21 protein-coding genes are annotated in these 22,858 nt (G+C 71.2%); 7 read left to right on the top strand and 14 right to left on the bottom strand.

Annotated features, from left to right (window positions below):
• Positions 1–8: 8 nt before the first annotated feature.
• From ABGB21_RS25605 to ABGB21_RS25580, 6 genes are all read right to left on the bottom strand, one after another.
• Positions 9–947 (bottom strand): SRPBCC family protein, encoded by a 939-nt coding sequence (locus ABGB21_RS25605; RefSeq protein WP_347657363.1) that lies wholly within the window; start codon positions 945–947, stop codon positions 9–11.
• A 310-nt stretch (positions 948–1,257) separates the two neighbouring features.
• A complete protein-coding gene (locus ABGB21_RS25600; RefSeq protein ID WP_347657362.1) occupies positions 1,258–2,007 on the bottom strand; it encodes a GPR1/FUN34/YaaH family transporter in 750 nt (249 codons plus the stop codon).
• A 221-nt stretch (positions 2,008–2,228) separates the two neighbouring features.
• Positions 2,229–3,512, bottom strand: coding sequence for a citrate synthase (locus tag ABGB21_RS25595; RefSeq protein ID WP_347657361.1), 1,284 nt, complete (start codon positions 3,510–3,512; stop codon positions 2,229–2,231).
• 409 nt (positions 3,513–3,921) lie between these two features.
• Positions 3,922–6,087 (bottom strand): sulfatase-like hydrolase/transferase, encoded by a 2,166-nt coding sequence (locus tag ABGB21_RS25590; RefSeq protein WP_347679912.1) that lies wholly within the window; start codon positions 6,085–6,087, stop codon positions 3,922–3,924.
• Positions 6,080–7,549, bottom strand: coding sequence for a class I SAM-dependent methyltransferase (locus ABGB21_RS25585; RefSeq protein WP_347657359.1), 1,470 nt, complete (start codon positions 7,547–7,549; stop codon positions 6,080–6,082). Before ABGB21_RS25585 ends, ABGB21_RS25590 begins: the two co-directional genes overlap by 8 nt.
• An 11-nt stretch (positions 7,550–7,560) precedes the next feature.
• On the bottom strand, positions 7,561–7,764 hold the full coding sequence (locus tag ABGB21_RS25580; protein WP_347657385.1) for a hypothetical protein: 204 nt from the start codon (positions 7,762–7,764) through the stop codon (positions 7,561–7,563).
• A 132-nt stretch (positions 7,765–7,896) separates the two neighbouring features.
• On the opposite strand from ABGB21_RS25580, the gene ABGB21_RS25575 reads away from it, so the two are divergent.
• Positions 7,897–8,307 (top strand): VOC family protein, encoded by a 411-nt coding sequence (locus ABGB21_RS25575; RefSeq protein ID WP_347657358.1) that lies wholly within the window; start codon positions 7,897–7,899, stop codon positions 8,305–8,307.
• Here the strand turns inward: ABGB21_RS25575 and ABGB21_RS25570 are convergent, their stop codons facing one another.
• A complete protein-coding gene (locus ABGB21_RS25570) occupies positions 8,308–9,021 on the bottom strand; it encodes a DUF6597 domain-containing transcriptional factor (RefSeq protein ID WP_347657357.1) in 714 nt (237 codons plus the stop codon). It lies immediately after the preceding gene.
• 96 nt (positions 9,022–9,117) lie between these two features.
• On the opposite strand from ABGB21_RS25570, the gene ABGB21_RS25565 reads away from it, so the two are divergent.
• From ABGB21_RS25565 to ABGB21_RS25555, 3 genes are all read left to right on the top strand, one after another.
• Positions 9,118–10,266, top strand: coding sequence for a phospholipase D-like domain-containing protein (locus ABGB21_RS25565; protein WP_347657356.1), 1,149 nt, complete (start codon positions 9,118–9,120; stop codon positions 10,264–10,266).
• A 125-nt stretch (positions 10,267–10,391) separates the two neighbouring features.
• A complete protein-coding gene (locus tag ABGB21_RS25560) occupies positions 10,392–11,582 on the top strand; it encodes an FAD-dependent oxidoreductase (protein WP_347657355.1) in 1,191 nt (396 codons plus the stop codon).
• A gap of 10 nt (positions 11,583–11,592) precedes the next feature.
• A complete protein-coding gene (locus ABGB21_RS25555) occupies positions 11,593–12,531 on the top strand; it encodes a sigma-70 family RNA polymerase sigma factor (RefSeq protein WP_347679910.1) in 939 nt (312 codons plus the stop codon).
• Positions 12,532–12,588: 57 nt separating this feature from the next.
• On the opposite strand, the gene ABGB21_RS25550 is transcribed toward ABGB21_RS25555, so the two are convergent.
• The gene (locus ABGB21_RS25550; protein ID WP_347657353.1) at positions 12,589–13,539 is read right to left on the bottom strand and encodes a LysR family transcriptional regulator; all 951 of its coding nucleotides are present in this window, start codon (positions 13,537–13,539) and stop codon (positions 12,589–12,591) included.
• 71 nt (positions 13,540–13,610) lie between these two features.
• On the opposite strand from ABGB21_RS25550, the gene ABGB21_RS25545 reads away from it, so the two are divergent.
• Positions 13,611–14,576 carry an EamA family transporter gene (locus tag ABGB21_RS25545; protein WP_347679908.1) on the top strand — a complete coding sequence of 322 codons (966 nt, stop codon included), beginning with the start codon at positions 13,611–13,613 and terminating at the stop codon, positions 14,574–14,576.
• A gap of 378 nt (positions 14,577–14,954) precedes the next feature.
• Here ABGB21_RS25545 and ABGB21_RS25540 read toward each other — a convergent pair whose 3' ends face one another.
• The 4 genes from ABGB21_RS25540 to ABGB21_RS25525 all read right to left on the bottom strand — a co-directional run bounded on the left by ABGB21_RS25540 (position 14,955) and on the right by ABGB21_RS25525 (position 17,517).
• Positions 14,955–15,920 carry a hypothetical protein gene (locus tag ABGB21_RS25540; RefSeq protein ID WP_347657351.1) on the bottom strand — a complete coding sequence of 322 codons (966 nt, stop codon included), beginning with the start codon at positions 15,918–15,920 and terminating at the stop codon, positions 14,955–14,957.
• Positions 15,921–16,387: 467 nt separating this feature from the next.
• Positions 16,388–16,765, bottom strand: a complete 378-nt coding sequence (locus ABGB21_RS25535; RefSeq protein WP_347657350.1) for a hypothetical protein — start codon at positions 16,763–16,765, stop codon at positions 16,388–16,390.
• Between the two features lie 169 nt (positions 16,766–16,934).
• On the bottom strand, positions 16,935–17,174 hold the full coding sequence (locus ABGB21_RS25530; protein WP_347657349.1) for a hypothetical protein: 240 nt from the start codon (positions 17,172–17,174) through the stop codon (positions 16,935–16,937).
• A 151-nt stretch (positions 17,175–17,325) separates the two neighbouring features.
• Entirely contained in the window at positions 17,326–17,517 is a 192-nt protein-coding gene (locus ABGB21_RS25525) for a hypothetical protein (protein WP_347679906.1), read from the bottom strand.
• A 315-nt stretch (positions 17,518–17,832) separates the two neighbouring features.
• Here ABGB21_RS25525 and ABGB21_RS25520 point away from each other — a divergent pair, with 315 nt between their 5' ends.
• Both ABGB21_RS25520 and ABGB21_RS25515 read left to right on the top strand, forming a co-directional pair.
• Complete coding sequence (locus ABGB21_RS25520; RefSeq protein WP_347657347.1) at positions 17,833–19,044, top strand: helix-turn-helix transcriptional regulator; 1,212 nt, start codon at positions 17,833–17,835, stop codon at positions 19,042–19,044.
• 10 nt (positions 19,045–19,054) lie between these two features.
• A complete protein-coding gene (locus tag ABGB21_RS25515; protein ID WP_347657346.1) occupies positions 19,055–19,579 on the top strand; it encodes a GNAT family N-acetyltransferase in 525 nt (174 codons plus the stop codon).
• Between the two features lie 51 nt (positions 19,580–19,630).
• Here the strand turns inward: ABGB21_RS25515 and ABGB21_RS25510 are convergent, their stop codons facing one another.
• Both ABGB21_RS25510 and ABGB21_RS25505 read right to left on the bottom strand, forming a co-directional pair.
• Positions 19,631–20,311 (bottom strand): response regulator, encoded by a 681-nt coding sequence (locus tag ABGB21_RS25510; protein WP_347679904.1) that lies wholly within the window; start codon positions 20,309–20,311, stop codon positions 19,631–19,633.
• Positions 20,308–22,851: a DUF4118 domain-containing protein gene (locus ABGB21_RS25505; protein ID WP_347679902.1), complete on the bottom strand. Its 2,544-nt coding sequence runs from the start codon at positions 22,849–22,851 to the stop codon at positions 20,308–20,310. Before ABGB21_RS25505 ends, ABGB21_RS25510 begins: the two co-directional genes overlap by 4 nt.
• Between the last annotated feature and the right edge of the window lie 7 nt (positions 22,852–22,858).

Raw genomic sequence — 22,858 nt, 5'->3', positions numbered from 1 at the left:
CCAGGTCCTCAGCCGGACAACTGGTCGGCGGCGGGCCGCGCCGGCTGTTGCCGTACCTGTTGTGGGGTGGCCAACCCGTCCGGACTGCCGTCCGACCGGACCACCTCACCGGTCTCGATCACCTGCTTGAAGCGACGCAGGTCGTCTCTGATCTGCTGCCGGGGTTCCTCGCCGAAGAGCGTCGCGATCGCCCGACCGACGGCGCCGCCCGGTGGCGCGTACGCCAGGTCGACCCGGACCTCGGTCCCCCGGCCACCGGCGGCCCGGATGAACCGGACCCGTCCCGTGTTCGGGACCCGGGCCCCCTTGACCGACCGCCAGGAGATCAGCTCGCTGAGGCGGTCCTCCACGATCTCCGCGTCCCACTCGACCCGCCGGCCGCCCGGGGCCCGCACCGTCCAGTGCGACCGGCCGTCGCCGTCGGCCCGCACCGACTCCAGGTGGTACATGAACCGGGGCAGGTTCTCGAAGTCCCGCCAGAACCGGTAGACCTCGTCCACCGGCCGGTTGATGGTCACCGTCGCGCTCGCCCGCAGGGCACGTCGGCGGGCGCCGGCGACGCGGGTGGTTCGGACCGCGGCCGTCAGGTCGAGCGCGGTGACCCCGGCGACCACGGCCAGGGTGACGTCGATCCGCTGGCGACGCTCGCCACCGCTCCGCTGGCGCGCCATGGCGAGTGCCGCCAGGTCCATGGCGTCGCCGGCGACCCGTGCCCAGAGCCAGCCGGTCGGTCGCCGGCCGGCCAGCAACCCGGCCGCGCACAGCAGTTCGCGGGCGCCGACGCCGGGCAGCACCGTTGTCCGGGCGGTCGTCGAGTCGTCCACCCCGATCAACCGGCCGGCGCGGCCGGCCGCGCCGATCCCGGCGACGCCGAGGCCGAGGCTCAGCACACCGAGCGCCCGGGACACCAGGTGGCGGGGCCGTCCGTCCCCGTCATGGCTGTCCATCGGTGCACCCCGCATCGCCTTCACGTTCGCCCCCGCCCGACCACCGACACCACTCTCACTCACCGTATCCGTAGCACCACGCCAGGTCGCCGTAAACTCGATGAAAGACGGGCCCCGATGGAAGACGGCGCTGGTCCGGTGCCCCAAGGCGGCCGGCCGGAAGAACGCGCCGCCGCCGGCCGATGGGCACGACACGGCCCGGGGCCCGGGGCCCGCGGCCGGCCGGACGCCGGTCCCAGGCCCCGGGCCGCCATGTCGAGCCGGCCGTTCCCAGGCTGTCCCGGCCGCCGCCACCCGGCCGGGACGGAACTCACTGCCCCACCTTGACCCCGGGCTCGCCGGCGATGAACTGGATGACCTGTCGCGGTTCCCGCCCCGGCACGTTCGGGCCCCGGGCCTTGCCGATCGGCAGGATGACCCGACGGAAGGTCCCCTCCAGCATCATCGCCGTCGCGGTGTACCAGGCGATCACCGAAGACGCGATGAACAGGTACGCCCCGGCGGTACGCCAGGCCGAGATGTCGGCGATCTGGCCCACGGCCTGGCAGGTGGAACCGGCGGCCAGGGTGGCCAGCACCAGGGTGAGGCCGAGGTTCTCGGGCAGCGCGGCGAACGCCCCCGACCAGGTGATCGCGGCCATCACCGCGAACCAGAAGCCGAGCGCGACGAACGGGGTCGGCTGGACCAGCACCCCGGTCGCCACGAGCAGGAAGATGATCCCGTAGGCGAGCCAGAACGCGCCCCAGATCCCGTGCATCGCGGTGGCCAGTCCGTCACGCGCCCGGTACGCCCACATCCCGGCGAGGAACTGGGCGAGACCGCCGGTCAGGGCCGCGAAGGGGAACAGGAACTGTGGCGTGGTGACGGTGTCACCCCACCAGCCGGCCAGGTTGGAGGCGACGACGAAGGTGGCTGCCGCGAAGCCGAAGAGTCCCAGGATCGACGGCGCGGCCACCGGCTGCAGGGATATCTGCGCGTGGTTGCGCCAGAACTCGAATTCGCCGTCGTGGCCGTCGTGGCCGTCGTGGCCCGGTTGTATCGGTCGTGACATACGGGTCATCACAGGCTCCTTCTTCGCGGGCGGTTCGCACCGCGGCGACGCGGTCGGCCAGCGGGTCGACCGGCCACCGGACCACCGCCGACTACCCGGTCGGCCAGCGGTTACACGAAACGGTGATTCCCGGGGCGGCACCGGCGGACGACCCGTACCGAAACGAACCGGCCGCCGACGCGGTACGCGTCGGCGGCCGGTGGACGACCCGGGCCCGTGAGGGCCGGCGGTCAGCGCTTCTCGAGCGGCACGTACTCCCGCTCCGGCGAACCCGTGTAGATCTGCCGCGGACGACCGATCTTGGTCTCCGGGTCCGAGATCATCTCCCGCCACTGGGCGATCCAGCCGGGCAGCCGACCCAGTGCGAAGAGCACGGTGAACATCTTGGTCGGGAAGCCCATGGCCTTGTAGATCAGACCGGTGTAGAAGTCCACGTTCGGGTACAGCCGGCGCGAGACGAAGTAGTCGTCGGCCAGGGCGATCTCCTCGAGCTGCATCGCCAGGTCCAGCAGCGGGTCCGGCTTGTTCATCCGGTTGAGGACATCCTGGGCGGCCTTCTTCACGATCGCCGCCCGCGGGTCGTAGTTCTTGTAGACCCGGTGCCCGAAGCCCATCAGCTTGACGCCGGGCTCCTTGTCCTTCACCCGCCGGACGAACGCCGGCACGTCACCGCCGTTGTCGCGGATCGCCTCCAGCATCTCCAGGACCGACTGGTTCGCGCCCCCGTGCAGCGGCCCGAACAGGGCGTTCACCCCGGCCGAGACCGAGGCGAAGAGGTTGGCCTGGCTGGAGCCGACCAGCCGCACGGTGGAGGTGGAGCAGTTCTGCTCGTGGTCCGCGTGCAGCACGAAGAGCATGTCCAGCACCCGGGCCATCACCGGGTCGACCTCGTACGGCTCCGCCGGCACCCCGAAGGTGAGCCGGAGGAAGTTCTCCACGTACCCGAGGGAGTTGTCCGGGTACAGCATCGCCTGTCCGATGGACTTCTTGTACGCGTACGAGGCGATGGTGGGCACCTTGGCCATCAACCGGAACGTGGAGATCTCCACGTGCTCCCGGTCGAACGGGTCGAGGCTGTCCTGGTAGAACGTCGAGATCGCGCTCACCGCGGAGGAGAGCACCGCCATCGGGTGGGCGTCCCGGGGGAAACCGTCGAAGAACCGGCGCATCTCCTCGTGCAGCAACGAGTGCCGCCGGATCCGGTCGTCGAACTCGGCGAGCTGCTGCGGGGTCGGCAACTCGCCGTAGATCAGCAGGTAGGAGACCTCGAGGAAGGAGGAGTTCTCGGCCAGCTGTTCAATGGGGTAACCACGGTAGCGCAGGATCCCCGCGTCTCCGTCGATGTAGGTGATCTCGGAGGAGCAGGCGGCGGTGTTGACGAAGCCGGGATCGTAGGTGACGTACCCGGTCTCCTTCAACAGATTGCTGACCGCTACCCCGGACGGGCCGTCGATCGCGGGCTTGACCGGTATCGACAGCTGTCCACCGGGGTGGTCGAGTTTGACATCCGTCATGCGTTCCTCGCTTCGCCGGCAGAATCTACGTTGAAATTGCCTTCACTTTTACGGTAATCGTGCAGGCTAGCGAAGCCTCCAGGGTGGTCGGCGGGTGAGTGATGCATCACGCCGGCAACAGCTTTGCCACTACCCGGCAAAGCTGGTACTAGTCAGCCGACGAATGGCCGGCAGTGATCGACACACGAACGGTCGGTCACGACACTGGTCGGCAGGGCCGGATATGCCCGGAACGGACCGACCCGGCCGGCGGACGACCGAAGGGCCACGACCGACGCGGACGCCACCCTCGTCACGCGGGCCGCGATCGACGTGATGCCCCGCCGCGGCACTGGCCGGGTCGGCCGCGCGGCGGCCAGGTCCACCCGCGCGGCGCCGACCGGCCAAGCCTCCCGTGACGGCGGTCAGGTCAGCCGCGTAGCGGGCGCAGCACCGAACCGTCGGCGAGTTGGTACACGTCCAGCCGGTTGCGGCCCGGGACGAAGAGCGACTCGTCCGGCATCAGGGCGGCGAACCGGTGCCCCTTGCGGTCCGGCCGGAGCACCGGGGTCACCGCCCCGATCCGGCCGTTGACCGCGACCGCGAGCAGGGTGCCGTCGGGTACGCTCGCCGGCACGCTCCCGGAGACCAGGACCGGCAGCCGTCCGCCGTCCGGATCGATCCGGTCGAACTCGGCGCGGTTGTCCAGGCTGACCGTGCCGGCGGGCGGTCCGACCGGGAACCCGGCGACGGCCCGGCCGACCAGTTCCGGCCGGGGCGGATCGGGCAACACGGGCCGGGCCCGGCCGCTGACCACGTCGGCGAAGGTGGAGCCGGGAACGCTCATCGGACGGTCCGGCTGGTCGTGGTACCGGCGGTCGCCGTCCGGTCGTCTGGTCCGCAACGCCGAGACACCGTCGACCGGCCACCGCACCGGCACCCCGGCCAGGTCCGCGACGGTCGGCAGCAGGTCGACGTGCTCCCAGTGCCGGTCGTCGACGACGCCGGTCCGCTGCCCCGGACGCTTGACGAACAGCGGTACCCAGAGCATCTCCCCCGGCGCCCGCTGGACCGCGGCCAGTCCCCGTCCCTGCGCCCCCCGGGTGAAGCTGACCCCGTGGTCGGCGGTGACCACGACCAGGGCGCGGTCGTACAGGCCGGTGGACTCGAGACGCCGCAGCGTCTCGCCGAGCAACCGGTCGGTGTACTCGACCTGGAGCAGGTGGCGGCGGTGGGCAAGCTCGACCCAGCCGGCTCCGTCGTTGGGCATCCCGGGTGCCGCCTCGTACTTGATCCCCGACGGCAGGTAGTTCCAGGGCGAGTGCGGCAGCAGCAGGTGCAGGAAGTGCAGGGTCGGCCGGTCGGCGGGGCGCAGCGCGGCGAGGAAGTCGGCGAACCGCGCCGGCTGGTTCACGTCCAGGGCGCCCCAGCGGAACCGCGGGTCGGTCGGCGCGGCCTTGTCGCCGGTGTCCCGGCCCGCCTCCCGGCGGGTGGGTTCCTGGTACGCGTGCTCCGGGTCCCGCCGGCCGGCCTCCCACGGCGAGACGATCTGCCCCAGCAGGGCGCCGCTCTCCCGCAACAGGGCCGGCAGGCCACCCCGGTCCGCCCCGACCCGTTCCGGGCAGAGCCGTGGCGGGCAGAGCTGCGAGATGCTCTCCTGCGCCTCGATCTGGTAGGCCCCGCCGAACGCGGTGAACAGGTTGCCGGGATGGCGGGCGTGGTGCGGGGCCTGCGCGCCCGTCGGATACCGACCGGTCAACATCGCCGGCAGCGCGTACGGGGTGAATCCGCTGACCGCGCTCGCGTTGCGGTACCAGGTCGACTCCCCGGCCAGCCGGGCGAAGTTCGGGAACCGGCGGGCGTCCAGCGCACCGCGCTCGTCCAGGAGGGACACCAGCGGAAACTCGTCCAGTACCAGCATCACCACCGGCGGGTGGTCCACCCCGGCGACGCCGACCGGACCGCCCGCGCCCCGGCCGGCGGGCAGGACGACGGCCGAGGCGGGTGAGGCGAGGACGAACAGCAGCACGAAGACCAGTGGTCCGGCCGTGGCGACCCGGAGCAGTTGGCCGGTCACCGACCAGCGTCGGTACGCGTACCCGCCGAGCGCGCCGACCAGCAGCGCGGTCACCAGTAGCGGCCAGCCGCGTACCCCGGTGAGGTGCTTGCCCGCCTGTACCGCGAGCGCGGCGAGCAGCAGTCCGAGAGTGCCGGTGTGCAGGGTCGCCCGGACGGACGTCGCGCCGGCTCGCCGGCCGACAAACGCACGGGACAGCCGGCCCGCCAGCATGCCGAGCAGCCGGCCCGCCAGCATGCCGAGCAGCCGGCCCGCCAGCATGCCGAGCAGCGCGCCCACCGCCCACAGCAGCAGCGGTGGGCCGAACGTGACGAGGGCGACCAGCAGCAGGATGTCCCCGGGGTCGGCGCCGTGGAAGAGGAAGAAGTCCGGGCTCCGGCCGGTGATGTCGAGCATCGGCTGGGTGACCACGAGCCCGCAGAGTGCGGCGACCTCGGCCAGCCGCCACAGCTCGGCGCGGCGACCGCCGGACCCGGGCCGGACCTCCACCGCCGGCCCGGACCAGCCCAGGTCAGCCACGTGGTGTCCCGAGGTAGAGGGTCCGGGTCCCGGACGGCAGCTCCAGCCGGTGCTGGACCACACAGCGCTGTTCGAGCAGCCGCTCGAACTCCGCCCGACGGTAGTCCGGGAACAGACCGGCGGACTTGTTGGCCAGCAGACGTACCGCCATCGGGTCGTCCCGATGGACGAACTCGACCACCAGCCGGCCGGCCGCACCCGCCCCGGCGAGGAAACCCACCAGCCAGTCGAGCACCGCCGGCAGCGGCACGTTCCGGCCGATCGCGAGGTGGTGGACCAGCGCCAGGGCGAGCACCGCGTCCGCGTCGGCCCGGGCGGCGAAGGAGGCCCGTTCGACGCTGCCCCAGCCGCCGCCGGGCGAGGGATCGGCCAGGTCCATCACCAGCGGTTGGATCCGTCGTTCGCCGTCCGCGCGCAGCTGACGGTAGAGCTGGTCGGCCACCGCCGGGTCGCCCTCCACCGCCAGCACGTGACCGGCGTACCGGGCGGCGATCCGGGCGTACCGGCCGTCGTTGGCGCCGAGATCCAGCACCCGTCCCGGTCGGCTCGCCCCGGCCAGCGCCTCGACAACGAACCGCTCCTTGGCGGTCCGGTCGTCGGCGGAGTAGGTGCAGGTCTCCCGGTACCCCGACCAGTGGCTCGCCGGGGGTTGCCGGTCGAGTCGACGGACCAGTCGGTCGAGTGAACCGACGGTGGCCAGCACCAGGTCCCGGCTGAAGCCGGCGTCCTTCAGTTGGGCGCGGACGGATCCGCTGCTGGTGTCGGCGTACCGGGCCTGCAGCGTGTCGTGCAGGTGGACGTGTTTCAGTACGCCGGCCCGGAACCGTCGGGTCCCGCCGAAGAGTCCGCGCAGCTGCCCGGCCTCCAGACCGTCGATCCGGGACCGCAGCCAGGGTTGGAAGTCCAGGCCGAGGTGGGCCTGCAGCAGCAGCGGATAGAGCAGGGTCTGGCAGAACTGCCGGTACCCCGCCCAGGGCTCGCCGTCGCGGACCGGCTCGAACGACCCGACGTCGATGAAGACCGGCTCGGCACCCCGCCACTGCAGGTTGTACGCCGAGCCGTCCTTGGTGGTGAAGCCGGCCGGCAGCGCCGCGCGGAGGATCTCCAGGTGCAGCAGTGCCGTGTCGCGCAGCATGCCGAACGACCACTCGTACGGGTACGACACGAACGGGATCCGCTCGTGCCGCAGCACGGTCGACCACCGGCCGACGAGGTCCGCCGGGACGTCGGCCGGGTCCACCGGCTCGGTGCCGCAGACCTTGCCCTCGGCGACCAGCCGGGCGAAGAAGTCATTGCCGGCGAGCCGCCGCCAGTTCTCGGCGGCGGCCGGGTCGAGCCCGCGCAGGATCTGCCCGTCGACGTGCAGGACCTGGTTGGTGGGGTCCCGGAAGGACCCAGGATCGACGCGGAGGCCGGTGCCGGCGGTGGTCCGGGTCGCCGGAGCGGGGTACGGCGCGACCATCGTCGCGGACCTCAGTCCTGCTCGCCGAAGGACTGGCTGCCGGCGGACTGGCCGCCCGAGGACTGCTCGGCGGCGCGTGGGGCCGGCTGCCGACGGAACCGTCCGGTCAGCCGCCGCCAGTAGAGCTTGGCCGCCACCGCCACCCCGGCGACCCCACCGACCAGCGCCTGCACGATGAGGCTGCCGGATCCCGCATCCAGGTAGGCCAGGTTCATCTCCGGCCACCTCCCTTCTCTCCGTCCCCGTGCCGGAGGCCCGCACACCACCCCCGCCGAAGCCCTCGGGTCCGGCCCGACGCGTCCGATTCGTTCAAGACGGCGGCCTGCCGCGATTCCTAGGCTGAACCGATGACACCGACACTAGACGCATTTGGGATGATTGTGGCCGACATGGCCGCTTCGTTGGCGTTCTACCGTCGGCTGGGGCTGGACATCCCGGCGGCGGCGGACCACGAACCACACGCGGAGGTGGTCCTGCCGGGTGGCCTGCGGTTGATGTGGGACACCGTCGAGCTGGTCGACTCCATCGATCCCGGGTACGTCCACCCGACCGGCCACGGACGGATCAGCCTCGCCTTCCGGTGCGCCGACCCGGCCGAGGTGGACGCCACGTACGAGATGATGACCGCCGCCGGCTACCAGGGGCCGCTCAAGCCCTGGGACGCGTTCTGGGGTCAGCGGTACGCCACGCTGCACGACCCGGACGGCAACGGTGTCGACCTCTACGCCGCACTTCCCGGAGCACCGACCCAGGGCTAGCTACCGCTGCCCGACCCGGTCACCGACGAGGGCCCGCAACGACACGCCGGCCAGGCTCCTGATCTCCCGGGACAGGTGTGCCTGGTCGGCGTACCCGGCGATCGCGGCGACCTCGGCGGCCGGCCGGCCCGCGCGGGCCAGCGCCAACGCCCGGCGCATCCGCAGGATCCGGGCCAGCGTCTTCGGCCCGTAGCCGAAGAGCGCGAGGCTGCGCCGGTGCAACTGCCGGGTGCCGAGCCCGAGCGTCCCGGCGGTCGTGGCGACGTCCGCGCCGGTCGCCAGCCCGGTGACCACCGGCGCGGCCAGCGGGTCGGGGCCGCCGGCGGCGAGCAGCCGGTCCCGGGCCGCCGACTCCAGGACCCGGGACGGCAACGGCGCGTCGGCCACCCGCTCGGCCAGCTCCGCCACGGCCGACGCCGGCCAGAGCCGGTCGAGCGGAACCCGCTGGTCCCGCAGCTCGTACGCGGGCAGTCCGAACACGGCGGGGCCGGTGCCGGGTGCGAACCGCAGCCCGACGTAGCGCTCCGGGGTCGTCGCGGTGGCCAGGTGCGCGACCGTGTCCGGCCCGGCCACCAGCAGGCCGTCCCGGCTCGACCAGATCAGGTCCATGCAGCCGTCCGGCAGGATCCGCCCCGGACCGGATCCGACGTCCCGGATGGCCGTCCAGACCACGGCGCCGGCCAGCCCGGACCTCCGCTCCCGATACACGGCCATCAGCTAACCACCCGAACAGGTACGCCTCACCGCGTCGGGCCGCGACTGTAGTCAAGCTGACACGAGGGCGGTCGCCGGGGTGCGAGCCTGCGAGGCATGGCGTGGTTCGCCGGAAAGAAGATCGAGGCCTTCGTCGGGCCGCCGGAGCTCGGCGCCGCCGACAACCTCGAACAGGTCGTCGTCGACTTCGTCGGCGGCGCCCGGGAGAGCCTGGACATCGCGGTCCAGGAACTCGACTCGGAGCCGATCGCCCAGGCGATCCTCGACGCCCGGTTCCGTGGGGTCGGCGTCCGGCTGGTGCTGGAGCAGGACTACCTGCGGACCGCCAGACTGCCCCGGGTGACCGCCCGGCCGGGTGAGGCGGAGTCGGACGCCCTGCACCGGGCACAGTGGGAGCCCGAGGGCGGGGCCCGCAGCCTCGAACCGAACCGGCGGATCGTGTCCGCGCTGCTGCGCTGCGACGTCGACGTCAAGGCCGACTACAACCCGGCGATCTTCCACCAGAAGTTCGCCGTCCGGGACTACCGGGGCCGGGCCGGGCCCCGCTCGGCGGTGCTCACCGGTTCGGCGAACTTCACCGGCACCGACTGCCACCGCAACCTGAACCACCTGGTGGTCCTCCACGACGCCCGGATCTGCCGGGAGTACGCCGACGAGTTCGGCCGGCTCCGCCAGGGCCGGTTCGGTCGGGGCGAGCACGGCCGGGTGCCGAGCGCGTACCAGGTCGGGGGTGTGCCGGTGAAGGTGCTCTTCGCCCCGGACCACGCCCCGGAGTTGGAGATCATGAAGCAGATGCTGAAGGCGTCCACCCGGGTCGACTTCGCGATCTTCACCTTCTCCGGCTCGTCCGGGATCGACGACGCGATGATCGCGTTGGCCGCTGCCGGACGTACCGTGACCGGGGTGGTGGATCCCGGGCAGGGCATGCAGAAGTGGGCCGCCACCCACGAACTCGACCGGGCCGGAATCGCGCTGTACGCCCCGGTCCGCTCCCCCGCCTTCGGCAAACTGCACCACAAGCTGATGGTGATCGACGAGTCGGTGGTGATCGCCGGGTCGTTCAACTACACGGCGCCGGCGAACCAGTTCAACGACGAGAACATCGTCGTGATCGGCAGCCCGTACGCCGACCTGCCCCGCCGGGAGGGCGGACCCACCGACCTCGCCCGCTGCGCGGAGATCGCCACTTTCTTCCGCTCCGAGATCGAACGGATCGAATCCACCAGCCAGCGGTTCCTTGGCTAGCGTCGCGGCGGGCCGGGTCGTAGGCGCCACTGTCGGTCCATGGTGACGCGGGCCATAGGCGAGCCCTGTCAGGAATCCGGGGGCTGTCCCGTTCAGAGGGCACGCGAACAGACGGGAGCACGACCATGCGACACCGCATCATCGTCCTCGGGGCCGGCTACGCCGGAGCCTCGGCGGCCGGATACCTGGCCCGCCACCTCCACCCCGACGACGTCGAGATCACCGTCGTCAACCCCGAGCCCGACTTTGTCGAACGGATCCGTCTGCACCAGGTCGCCGCCGGCCGGGACCTGCGTCGTCTCGGGTTGGCGGAGATGTTCGCGGGCACAGGCATCCGGCTGCGCCTGGCCCGCGTCACCGCCGTCGACGCCGGGCAGCGGATCGTCACCGTGGCCGACGACGACGGTGGCGACCGGATCGGGTACGACACCCTCCTCTACACACTCGGCAGCACAATCGGCGACCACGGCGTTCCGGGCGTACACGAGCACGCGTACCACGTCGCCGGACGGCCGGCGGCGTTGCGCCTGCGCCATCGCCTGGATGAGCTTGGTGACGACGGCACGGTGGTGGTCGTCGGCGGGAACCTGACCGGGATCGAGGTCGCGACCGAGATCGCCGAATCCCGACCCGGACTCCGGGTCATCCTCACGACCAGCGGCGAACTGGGCGGTTGGCTGGATCCGAAGAGCCGCCGTCACCTGCGGCGCGCCTTCGACCGGTTCCGCATCGGCGTCCACGAACACCGCACCATCGCCCGCGTCGAGAAGACCGGTGGCATCGCCACCGACGGCACCGTGTTCGCCGCCGACGTGACCGTGTGGGCGGCCGGCTTCGCCGTTCACCCGATCGCCGCCGCCAGCGGACTCGCGGTCGAGGAAGACGGCCGGATCACCGTCGACCGGATGATGCGGTCGGTCTCGCACCCCGGGGTCTACGCCGCCGGTGACAGCGCCTACGCCATCGGCGACAACGGTCGACCGCTGCCGATGTCCTGCGCCTCGGCCGGATTCACCAGAATGCAGGCGACGGCCGCGATAATCGGGGACCTCACCGGTCGGAAGATCGCGACGACCTCGCTCGGCTACCTCGGCAACTGCATCGGTCTCGGCGGGCAGGACGCGATCTTCCAGGGGGTCGACGGCGAGGCGCGGTCGAAGTCCTGGTCACTGCGCGGCCGTCCGGCCGCACGCGTCAAGGCGGGCGTACTCAGGGGCACCGCCTGGGCCGTCGGCAACCCGACCTTCGGACTGCCGACCCGCAGGCACCGGCTGGCCACCTCGCCCCGCCGCTCCACCCAGGTGGTCACTGGCTAGCGTGGCCCGCATGGAACCCGCCGCCGTGGAGCGTTTCGAGGCCAACCGGGACCGGTTGGCCTCGCTCGCGTACCGCCTGCTCGGCTCGGCCACCGACGCCGAGGACACGGTCCAGGACGCGTTCCTGCGCTGGCATGGCGCCGACCGGGAACACATCGACGTCCCCGAGGCGTGGCTGACCAAGGTGGTCACCAACCTCGCCCTCGACCGGCTCCGTTCGGCGAGGACGCGACGCGAACGCGCGGTCGGCGCCTGGCTACCCGAACCGCTGCTCGACGGCGACCCGATGCTGGGCCCGGCCGACGCCGCCGAACAGCGCGAATCGGTGACGCTGGCGGTGCTGACGCTCATGGAGAGCCTCCCGCCGGTCGAGCGGGCCGTCTACGTCCTGTGTGAGGCGTTCCGTTACCGCCACGCCGAGATCGCCGAGATCCTCGACATCACCGAATCCGCGAGCCAGCAGCACGCCCACCGGGCCCGGCGCCGGGTCGCCACCGCGCGCGTCGCCAGCGTGGTCGACGGCGCCGCCGCCCGCCGAATCGTCGCGGCGTTCATCGACGCCGCCGCCTCCGGCCGTACCGAACGGCTGGTGGCGTTGCTCACCGACGACGCGACCGGGGTCTCCGACGGCGCCGGGCAGGCCGACGGGAAACTGCTGCGCTACTCGGGTCCCGAGCGGATCGCCGCCGCGCTGCGCGCCGGCTTGAGGCCGACTCCGGCCAAGCGGAGGCTGGTTGGCGGCTCCCCCTCGATATACGCCGGCGTGGTCAACGGCTCCCCGGCCATCATCGCCGCGCTGCACGACCGGGTGGTGGGCGTGGTGGTCCTGGACGTCCGCGAGAACCGGGTCGCGGTCGTACGCGGCATCGCCGCCCCGGGCCGCCTTCGCCGCCTCGGCGAGCAGTGGCGGCGCCGCGAGCACGACGATCCGCTCGTCGAGTCGTGGTGACCCGAACCATCCGACGCGGCGGGCGAGGCTCGTCGACCGGGCTGACCGACCGCGACCTCACCCGGGTGCCCCGCCGTTGATCGCGTACGACGCCTCCGGTGTGGTTTCCCCGGCCGCGTCCCCAACGGCCAACGCGGTCAGCACGGCGGCGATCGCCGGATGGACCGGACCGGCGCCGCGTGGTCGGGTGACCGCGAAGATCCGGCGGCCGGTGACCGGCCGGACCAGTGGCTCGGTGTGCACCCCGGGCGGTACGTTGCGCAGCGCCATCCCCGGCACCAGGGCGGCACCGAGCCCGGCCGCGACCAGGTCGAGAGTGAGCGCGAAGTCGATCGCCCGGTGTCGGATGTCGGGCTCGAATCCGGCGAGGTGACAGGCGTGCAGCGTGGACCGGCCGCACGGGGTGTGTGTCGCGCTGGCAACCCACGGCACGTCGGCGAGATCGCCAAGGCGGCCGGTGCGCAGACCCCAGCCGACCGGCGTGATCAGATGCATCGGGTCGGTCGCTACCGGGTACCGGTCCAGCTCGGCGGTGGCGATGCCGGGGACGTGGTCGTACTCCTGGAGAATCGCGATGTCCAGGGTGGCGGAGCGGAGGTCCAGCCGGCTCTGCTCGTCCTCGGCCTCACTCACCCGTACGTCGAGGTCGGGGTGCGCGGCCATCGCCCGGGCGGCGGCCGGGGCGACCAGCGCACCGGCCGCGGACGGGAAAGACCCGACCCGAACGGTCCCGGCGACCCGCCAGTGCGCCACCGCCAGCCCGGTCACCGCCTGCTCCACCGCGCCCAGGATCCGCTCCGCGTGCCCGGCGAGCAGCTGCCCGGCGGGAGTCAGCACGACACCCCGGCCGGAGCGTTCGACCAGCGGATAGCCGGCCTCCCGGGCGAGCTGGGCAAGCTGCTGGGAGACCGCGGACGGGGTGACGTGCAGCGCCGCCGCAGCCGCGGTGACGCCGCCCCGCAGCGCCACCTCGTGCAGTACCCTCAGCCGCCGGACGTCCAGATCCATGCAGCAACGCTACACAGTCGATTAAGAATCTTGAACTGGACCTTAAGCCGGTACACCGGCACCGTTGGGCCATGAGATTCACGCACCGTGCACAGGCAGTTCTGGTCGCCGCCCTCTGGGGCGTCAACTTCGTGGTCATCGAGGTCGGACTGCGAGAGCTTCCGCCGCTGGTGTTGACCGCACTGCGGTTCGTCGCCGCCGCCCTGCCGCTGGTGTTCCTGGTCCCCCGCCCCACCGCGCGGCTACGGTACGTGATCGGATACGGCCTGCTGCTCGGCGTCTGCAAGTTCGGCGTGCTCTTCACCGCGATCCACCTCGGCATGCCGGCCGGGCTCGCCTCCCTGGTGCTGCAGACCCAGGCCCTGGTGTCGGTGCTGCTCGCCGCCGTCCTGCTGGGCGAGCGACCGTCGGGCGGCCAGATCGCCGGGGTGCTCACCGGTTCGGCCGGCATCGCCCTGCTCGCCGCCGGTGGCGGCGGGCACGCCACCGCGATCGGTTTTGTCCTCACCCTCGTCGCCGCGCTCTGCTGGGCCGTGGCGAACGTCGTGGTCCGGGCCAGCGGCGAGACCAGGCCACTGTCGCTGCTGGCCTGGTCGAGCCTGGTCCCGCCACTGCCGCTGCTCGGCCTGGCCGGAATCGTCGACGGCCCGAAGGCGGTGCTCGACGCGGTGACCGGGCTGAGCTGGACCGGGATTCTGGCCATCGGCTACGTCGGCTACCTCTCCACCCTGGTCGGCTTCGGCCTGTGGAACCGGCTCATCGCCGAGTACTCGGTGGCCCGGGTGGCACCGTTCAGCCTGCTCGTACCGGTCTTCGGCATCGCCGCCGCCCGACTGTTCCTGGACGAGCCGATCACCTGGACGGAGATCATGGCCGGCGCGGTCGTACTGGTCGGGCTGGCCTTGGTGATGCGCGCCCGGACTGGTCGGAAGGCCGCCACGGCGGCGACGCCCGATCCGGTCGACAGCGACGCCCGTACGGCAGCCGGCGCGGCTCTGGTACGAGCCGAATCCGCTGGTACGGATCTACTGCGCTGATCGTCGGCGCAGTGTCGGGCGGGTCGGCGGGTTGGGACAGAAGATTCCTGATCCCTTGGTCGGGGTTCGAGTCCCGCCCGCCCGACCAACAGCTGCTACGACCTGCTGCTATGCGGATCGTTCGCGGTCCCACCCGGAAAGATTGTCGATGACCTTGAGCGGGCGAAGCGCAGCTCCGGCGTAATGTACGGCACGATCAATCGGCGCCGCACTCGGAGACCTTGAATTTACGGCAGTCGGCTGACACCTAACGCGGCGGTCGAGAAAGGTGCTCTAGCCCGGCTTAGAGCATCATTCGCTTGGCGCCGCAAGCCACCACAATGGGGCGTCGGGGCGGGAATCAGCCTTTGCGTCGTCCCATGAGGTCGAATCCAGGCTTCATGAGGCCAACAAGTCGAAGTGCATACCCGCAAGAAAAAGCCAGAGCGCCATCCAACGGAACTTGTGCCCCGGCCGGGCAATGCCGATCACGTCGGCGAAGAGACACAAGATCCGGGCGCAGCCGGAGTGCCAGGCTGCCAGTAAGGATCCGCCTAGACGCCAGTCCTCTAACGGCAGTGCGCCGATGGTGACGCTCACAAAAAATACGGCGACCACAATGGGTACGGATATCCATCGACTCAGCGCCGTGGAGGCCAGGGCCATGCCCACGGCTACGGTGGCAAGCATCGCCATCTGCAGGCCGAGAAGGCCGAAAATGCTGCTGCGCGCCCGAAACCGGTAAGCAACCTCACTCGACCATCCCCGCCCACCTGGACCGAACTGTCCGGCAAGGAAGCTATCGATGCGCTCGCGGATGTATCGCGAGAGTTCCGCACCACTCCATTCTTCCTTGGCCGCCTCGGCATGCAGTCTACTCAGAAGTTCGGCGACATCGGCTTTGCCGACTAGGTTCGCCGTCTCCTCGGAAACGGTGATGCTTGGCTTGACTCGCAGAGACGAGATGTCGACAGTCGCGCCCCCTCGCGCCCCCAGGTACTTCATTTCCACGATGCACGCGGCGAGCTCTTCACGAACGCCGTACACCCTGGCACGGTACCTTTCTACCGGCGCCAGAAGACTGAGCTCGCGCCCTCTGCGGTCAAGTTTGACCGCAGATCGCCGCAGCCGATCTAGATTGATTAGATCGAGTATCACGGCGAGCCCGGCTAAAAGCTGGAGGCCCTTCCCTATGCGACTCCAGATCAGCATCGGGCACGACCACAGTCGCATGTTCATAGTGGACTTCCCGGACCACCATGCTGCCCATACATCGCCGAGATTGGTCATGATCAGCAACATGAAGTAGGCTAGGAGGAAGAGAAGGCAAGCCCATGCCAGCTTCCGGTCAGCGGTAGCGGCCATCTGGCCATGGTAGCGAGATGGCGCAATACAACTGGCACCTCATTCTGGCTGACGAGGGGCGCCGGACACGACGAATGAGCCATTTCACCATGGGTAGCCGGCATCCAGCCCTTGATCGTCTTCGCCAGGATGGCATCCTGGTCGGCTTGGAGAACGGGGATGGCCTGCACGATTCGGGTGGTGCGGCGGGGCAGCAACGGACCTTGACCAGGACTTCCAGGTCTTGAGGGTGGAAACGGCGTTCGCCCAAGGCTTGGATCTTCGCGGGTGCCGGTTGACGGACTTCTGGCGGGACAGGCAGGTACGGCGACGTGGCGTCCGGTTCGGCCTGAGACTCCGCGCCCAGTTCGTGGCCTGGGCGGGTTACCGCTCCGGCGAGCACCATCGCGGCTCGGGTGACGCTGGTTCAGATCCGCATCCGAACTCCCTTCTGATCAAGGAGGGTGTTCACCCCAGGACGGGGTGGTCTACATGCCGGTGATCCGGTGGAGGTCCGCGTCGGATGGCACCGCTTCGGTGACCTGCTCGGCCGTTTCAGGCACTGGTTCGCCGACCTGTCCGAGCCACGCCGTGGCCAGGTCCGCGCGATCGCAGTCCGGCACTCCGCACGGGGCACAGCCGCCGGCAGGCTGTGGCCAGTGCGCGGCCAAGACCTGTCGTGCTACGACCGTGACCAGGGCCGTGCCGTCGGGCGAAGGCGGTGGCCGGTCGTTCAGGGCCGCCACGCCCAGGGCCCACTCGGCACCCAGGCACCAGGTGTCCTGGCAGTACAGGCAGTCGCGCCCCTCCGCGTGGGCGATGATGATCTCGTGGGCGAGCCGCACCGCCGGGCCAAGCGCCGTCATCGAGTTCTCCGATCACAACTCGGGCAGCCGCAGTGAACGACCCGCAAGCTCCCGACCTCGACAATCTGCCAGGGGCCAGCACACCGGTGCGCCGCCGGCTGTCCGTCAGGCTGCCGGATGGCGAGCCGGTCGGCGATGCCACACGATATGCAGAGCCGGAGCCGGGCGGTCACGACAGCCGTCCCAGCGCGGTCGAGACGTGGCCAGCGCGGATCTCCGGTCGAGCACCGCCGAGGAGGGCCGCGACCGCCAGGTGCCGGCGGTACACCTCACGGGCCCACTCCACAGCCAGGCAGCCAGCTCCGTCGCGGCGACAGTTCGCGCAGGGGCGGGTCCGGTGCGCACCGAGGGTCAAGGCCGCGATGGCGTACTCAGTGCCGGAAGACCCGTCGTCGGCGAGCGCGTTCATCGCTGCTCCTCGATAGTCGGTGGGGCCGTCCAATGCCGGATCACGGCGTCGACCCGGCGACAGTGGTCGGCGCGGTTGTCAGCCGCGAGCACCCACGTCCGCGCTCGCCACTCCGGGTCATGGTCCGGCGGGGGCGCCGGCGTCGGAGCGGTCACGGCCGTACCCGATACTGCCGCCGCTGCCCGAACGTAAGCAGTGGCAGCCCTTCGACCAGGGTCGGCCCGGCCCAGTCGGGCAGCGGCTCGCGCTGGCCGCGAGCCAACTCGAGAACCCGTTGCTGTGCGGCGGCAGCCTCCTCTGCCTGGTGGGCCGCCCCCCGGATGGTTGCGACATCGTGTCGCACGGCTCGCGCCGCCCACCAGCGTGCGATTCGCTTATGCACCCGTACCTCCATAGTGGGAGGGCGCGGCAGCCGAAAGTGGACGCCGGGGCCCTCTCCGGGGCCAGGACCGGCGCGCCGGAGGACGCGCGCACCGAGCCTGGCGGCTGACGGGCGCGACGCGGACCACCAGCGACTGATGGAGGTCGGCTACCGCGCCCAGCTTTCACGCCGCTCAATCAATCGGACGACGTAGACGTAGCGTGACCGGTACCGTTACGTACAGACAGTTGTGAGCAGTGGGCCCACAGGACAGCCCACACCCCCTGGGGAGCAGGAGTGTCTACCTTCGGGTCCGCCCTACGTGCCGCAAGAGTCAGCCGTGGTCTGTCGCTCCGAGCCATGTCTCGGCTGGTCAACTGGGACTTCGGCTATCTCGGACAGATCGAGCGAGGTGCGCGCGAACCAACCGCCAAACTCGCCGCTGCCTGTGACAAGGCCCTCGACGCTGGTGGCAGGCTGATAGCTGCGTACGAGCGGCAAACAGGCGAGGCAGACATGCAGAGGCGAACCGTCCTCAGGGCGCTCAGCGTGACGGCTGTCGGCATTGGACGGCCGGTGGTGGCTCTCGAAGCGTTGCGACACGGACTTAGTGCGACGGTCGACAACCACGTCGACGAGTGGAACAGGCTCGTTGCCGATTACGGCTACGACTACTACACAACCCCCGCTGACGATCTGATGGCCCAGGCCACCGCTGACCTCGCCGTTCTGCAGGCTGTAATAGCCGCCGATGCTACGGACCGGCAGGTCGAGCTGCTGCGGGTGGCCGCGCGTCTGTCCGTGATCGTCGCCCTCGGGCTGGTTGCTTCTGGTCAACCACATCTTGCCCGCCGTTGGTGGTCGACCGCGGACCAGCTCGCCGACCAGTCCGATGATCCAGACACTCAGGTGCTGACGCGGGCGTGGGCCACGGTCAACGGATGCTACGACGGCCGCCCGCTTGCTCAGGCGATCGCGGTATCGGACAAAGCACTGCCCCTTGCCGGGTCTCGGCCGACCGCCGCGACCTGCGGGCTTCTTGCCGGCCGAGCGCAGGCCCTCGCCCTCGCCGGTCGGCACGCCGAAGCGACCACCACGGTCGAGCAACTGGCCGAGGTCACCGAACGCCTACCTGACACGGTCGTGGGCGAGGTCGAGTCGCTGTGGGGTTGGCCGGAGCACCGGCTGCGACACACCGAGTCGTACGTTTACACCTACACCGGGGCGTTGACCAAGGCGGAGGCGGCGCAGGACCGCGCGTTGGAGCTGTATCCGAGGAGCCACGTTCGTCTCCGCACTCAGGTCCAGCTGCACCGGGCGTCGTGCCTGATTCAGGGCGGACATGTGTCGGACGGGCTCCGCTATGCGGCAGATCTGATCGACGCTCTGCCGGCGGAACATCACAACGAGGTGCTCTACTCGGTCGCACGACAGGTGACGACCGTCGTGCCATCAACTGAGCAGCGGCAGCCACTGTTCGGGGAGTTGACCGCCCGTGTGGGCGGCTAACATCCCGTCGGTGACCGTCAACTACACCATGTTGGCTGGCGCTGCCGTTGCGCCGTTCATTCCCGCCCTTGTCGACCTCTACGCCATCGTGTACGCGGAGCCGCCGTACGAGGAAGGGCCGGATCAGGTGGCGCGGTTCGCGGCGAGCTTGCCTGACGAGGCTGGCCGTCCCGGGTTCACTGTCGTCACGGCCATCCAGGAAGACAACCTGGTAGGCGCCGCGTACGGATGGACGATGCAGGCTGGCGTGTGGTGGTCACGCGCCGACGCCGAGCCAGATCGAGAGCTGCTGGCGGCGAGCAAGGTTGCGGTCATGGAATGGATCGTCCATCCCGACCATCGCCGGCAGGGCATCGGCGCTGAGCTGATGAGGCTTCTCCTCGTCGGCCGGTCCGAGGCGTGGGCAACCCTCGCATCTGATCCGCGATCGGTTGCCCATCGCCTCTATGAGCGGGCCGGCTGGCGGAAGGTTGGCACGTCGCATCTTCCGTGGGGGCCGGTCATGGATCTGCTCGTGCTGCCGTTGCCGGTCTGATCGCGCGGAAGGCGGGATCTGGCCGACACGCCCCGAACGGAGACTGCCGGCTCAGGGCTGGAAGCGGTAGCCCATGCCCGGCTCGGTGAGCAGGTGCCGGGGGCGGGCCGGATCGTCCTCCAGCTTACGCCGCAACTGCGCCAGGTACTGCCGCAGGTAGTTCGTCTCGGACTGGTACTGCGGCCCCCACACCTCGTGCAGCAGCTGGCGTTGGCTGACCAGTCGGCCCGGGTTGCGGACCAGGATCTCCAGCAGGTGCCACTCGGTGGGGGTGAGCCGGACCTCGCGCTCGTCGTCGGCCCGGACCGCGTGCGCGGCGAGGTCCACCGTGTGCCGGCCGATCCGGACCGCCGGGACCTCCTCGCCGGCCCCGACCGCCCGTCGGGTCACCGCGCGGATCCGGGCCAGCAGCTCGTCGACCCCGAACGGTTTGGTCACGTAGTCGTCGGCCCCGGCGTCCAACGCGGCGACCTTGTCCTGGCTGCCGGCGCGCCCGGAGAGCACGATGATCGGCACCCGGGTCCAGCCGCGCAGCCCCCGAATGACCTCCACCCCGTCCATGTCCGGCAGTCCGAGGTCGAGCACCACCAGGTCGGGACGGTGGCTGGCGGCCAACCGCAGCGCGTTCGCCCCGTCGGCGGCCACCTCCACGTCGTACCGCCGGGCCCGCAGGTTGATCCGCAGCGCGCGCAGGATCTGCGGCTCGTCGTCCACCACCAGTACCCGGGTCACCCGACCCCCTCCTCGTCCGCCACCGGCAGCCGCAGCACCATGGTCAGTCCCCCGCCGGGGGTCTCCTCCGGCTCCAGCGTGCCGCCCATCGCCTCGGCCAGGCCCCGGGACAGCGCCAGCCCGAGCCCGACCCCGGCGTGGTTGTCCCGGTCCCCCTCCCGCTGGAACGGCAGGAAGACCCGCTCCCACCGGTCCCGGGGCAGGCCCGGACCCTGGTCGACCACCCGCAGCTCGACGAAGCCGCCGTGGGTGCTGGCGCTGATCGTCGGCGGCCGGTCCGCCGGGCTGAACCGCAGGGCGTTGGCGACCAGGTTCACCAGCACCCGCTCCAGCAGGCCGGGGTCGGAGCGGACCGCCGGCAGCCGCGCCGGCAGGTTCACCCGGACCTGTCCGGACGCCGGGCCCAGCTCGTCGAGGGCCGACGGCACGACCTCCTCCACCCCGAAGGTGGCCGGACGCAGGCCGAGCGCGCCGGCCTGCAACCGGCTCATGTCCAGCAGGTTGGCGACCAGCCGGCCGAGCCGGTCCAGCGACTCCTCGGCGGTGGCCAGCAGTTCGGCCCGGTCGTCGGCGTCGAACTCGACGTCGGCGCTGCGCAGGCTGGTCACCGCCGCCTTGGCCGAGGCGAGCGGGGTACGCAGGTCGTGGCTGACCGCGGCGAGCAGCGCGGTGCGCATCCGGTCCGCCTCGGCGATCGGCCGGGCCGCCGCCGCCTCCTCGGCCAGCCGCTCCTGCCGCAGCGCGACCGCGGCCTGGGCGGCGAACGCCGCCACGATGCGCCGGTCCGCCGCCGGCAGGACCCGTCCGCGCAGCACCAGGGTGAGTTGGTCGTCGACGCGTACCTCGGCGTCCCCGGCGGCCGGGGTGCCGCAGGGGTCCGTGCCGACGTTGGCGGCGACCCGCCAGGCGCGCGGGTCACGCTGCCGGTCCGGGCTGTCGGGCGCGTCCGGTAGCCGCTCCAGCAGGGTGACCGAGCTCAGGCCGAACGTATCCCGCAACCGGTCCAGCAGGGCGGTGAGCGGTCGCTCGCCGCGCAACACCCCACCGGCGACGGTGGCGAGCAGTTGTGCCTCGGCGCTGGCCCGGGCCGCCTCCCGGGTACGCCGGGCGGCCAGGTCCACCACCCCGCTGACCGAGACGGCGACCAGCAGGAAGACGCCCAGCGCCAGCAGGTTCTCCCGGGCCGAGATGGTCAGGGTGTGGATCGGCGGGGTGAAGAAAAAATTGATCAGGATCGAGCCGCTGACCGCGGCGAGCAGCGCCGGCCACAACCCACCGACGAGCGCCACCCCGACCACCGCGGCGAGGAAGAGCAGCAGGTCGCTGGTGAGCGAGAGTTCGTCGCTGAGCAGCCAGAGCAGGTACGTCAGCAGAGGGATGCCGGCGACGGCCAGTCCGAAGCCGATCAGCCGACGCCGGGCGGAGAGCGCCGCCGGCACCGGCCCGGAGCGACGGCCCTGTCCGGCCTGCTCGTGCGTCACCAGGTGTACGTCGATCGGCCCGGACAGCGCCGTGGTGGTCGAGCCGACCCCCGGGGAGAGGATCCGGGCCAGCCGCCCCCGCCGGCTCGCGCCGAGCACGATCTGGGTCGCGTTCACTCCTTGGGCGAAGTCCAGCAGCGCCGCCGGGATGTCGCTGCCGACCGCCTGGTGGTACGTCCCGCCGAGCCGCTCCACCAGCAGCCGCTGCCGACTCAGCATCGCCGGGTCGGCGCCGCGCAGCCCGTCACTGCGGGAGACGTGGATCGCCAGCAGCTCGGCGCCCTTGCTCCGGGCGGCGATCCGGGCGGCCCGGCGGATCAGCGTCTCCCCCTCAGCTCCCCCGGTGAGGCCGACCACGACCCGCTCCCGGGTCTCCCAGGTGGCCGCGATGCCCTGGTCGGCCCGGTACCGGTCGAGCTGGTCCTCGACCTGGTCGGCGAGCCAGAGCAGGGCGAGTTCCCGCAGCGCGGTGAGGTTGCCGATCCGGAAGTAGTTGGCCAGCGCGGCGTCGATCTTGTCCGGCGCGTAGATGTTGCCGTGCGCCATCCGTCGGCGCAGCGCCTCCGGGGTCATGTCGACCAGCTCGACCTGCTCGGCGGCCCGGACCACCCCGTCCGGCACGGTCTCCCGCTGCACGACGCCGGTGATCTGTTCGACCACGTCGTTGAGCGACTCCAGGTGCTGAACGTTCACCGTCGACAGCACGTCGATCCCGGCGTCGAGCAGTTCCTGGACGTCCTGCCAGCGCTTGGCGTTGCGCGATCCGGGGACGTTGGTGTGCGCGAGTTCGTCGACCACCGCCACCTCGGGCCGCCGGGCCAGCAGCGCGTCGAGGTCCAGCTCGGTGAGGTCGACGTCGCGGTAGCGGACCGCCCGACGGGGCAGCACCGGCAGGTCGCCGAGCATCGCCGTGGTGTGCCGGCGGCCGTGGGTCTCGACCAGACCCACGACCACGTCCGTCCCGCGCGCGGCCCGCCGCTGCGCCTCCTCCAGCATCGCGTACGTCTTGCCGACGCCGGGGGCGGCCCCGAGGTAGATGCGCAGCTGCCCGCGTGTCACCTGTTGA

The sequence above is a fragment of the Plantactinospora sp. B24E8 genome, assembly GCF_039871735.1.
Taxonomy (GTDB): Bacteria; Actinomycetota; Actinomycetes; order Mycobacteriales; family Micromonosporaceae; genus Plantactinospora.
The sequence above is the reverse complement of the archived record's forward strand: the minus strand, read 5'-3'. Positions and strand labels throughout refer to the sequence as shown.

Coding starts and splice junctions, on each gene's coding strand:
- ABGB21_RS25605 (WP_347657363.1), bottom strand. CDS start 947: ATGGACAGCCATGACGGGGACGGACGGCCCCGCCACCTGGTGTCCCGG.
- ABGB21_RS25600 (WP_347657362.1), bottom strand. CDS start 2,007: ATGACCCGTATGTCACGACCGATACAACCGGGCCACGACGGCCACGAC.
- ABGB21_RS25595 (WP_347657361.1), bottom strand. CDS start 3,512: ATGACGGATGTCAAACTCGACCACCCCGGTGGACAGCTGTCGATACCG.
- ABGB21_RS25585 (WP_347657359.1), bottom strand. CDS start 7,549: ATGGTCGCGCCGTACCCCGCTCCGGCGACCCGGACCACCGCCGGCACC.
- ABGB21_RS25580 (WP_347657385.1), bottom strand. CDS start 7,764: ATGAACCTGGCCTACCTGGATGCGGGATCCGGCAGCCTCATCGTGCAG.
- ABGB21_RS25575 (WP_347657358.1), top strand. CDS start 7,897: ATGACACCGACACTAGACGCATTTGGGATGATTGTGGCCGACATGGCC.
- ABGB21_RS25570 (WP_347657357.1), bottom strand. CDS start 9,021: ATGGCCGTGTATCGGGAGCGGAGGTCCGGGCTGGCCGGCGCCGTGGTC.
- ABGB21_RS25565 (WP_347657356.1), top strand. CDS start 9,118: ATGGCGTGGTTCGCCGGAAAGAAGATCGAGGCCTTCGTCGGGCCGCCG.
- ABGB21_RS25560 (WP_347657355.1), top strand. CDS start 10,392: ATGCGACACCGCATCATCGTCCTCGGGGCCGGCTACGCCGGAGCCTCG.
- ABGB21_RS25555 (WP_347679910.1), top strand. CDS start 11,593: ATGGAACCCGCCGCCGTGGAGCGTTTCGAGGCCAACCGGGACCGGTTG.
- ABGB21_RS25550 (WP_347657353.1), bottom strand. CDS start 13,539: ATGGATCTGGACGTCCGGCGGCTGAGGGTACTGCACGAGGTGGCGCTG.
- ABGB21_RS25545 (WP_347679908.1), top strand. CDS start 13,611: ATGAGATTCACGCACCGTGCACAGGCAGTTCTGGTCGCCGCCCTCTGG.
- ABGB21_RS25540 (WP_347657351.1), bottom strand. CDS start 15,920: ATGGCCGCTACCGCTGACCGGAAGCTGGCATGGGCTTGCCTTCTCTTC.
- ABGB21_RS25535 (WP_347657350.1), bottom strand. CDS start 16,765: ATGACGGCGCTTGGCCCGGCGGTGCGGCTCGCCCACGAGATCATCATC.
- ABGB21_RS25530 (WP_347657349.1), bottom strand. CDS start 17,174: ATGAACGCGCTCGCCGACGACGGGTCTTCCGGCACTGAGTACGCCATC.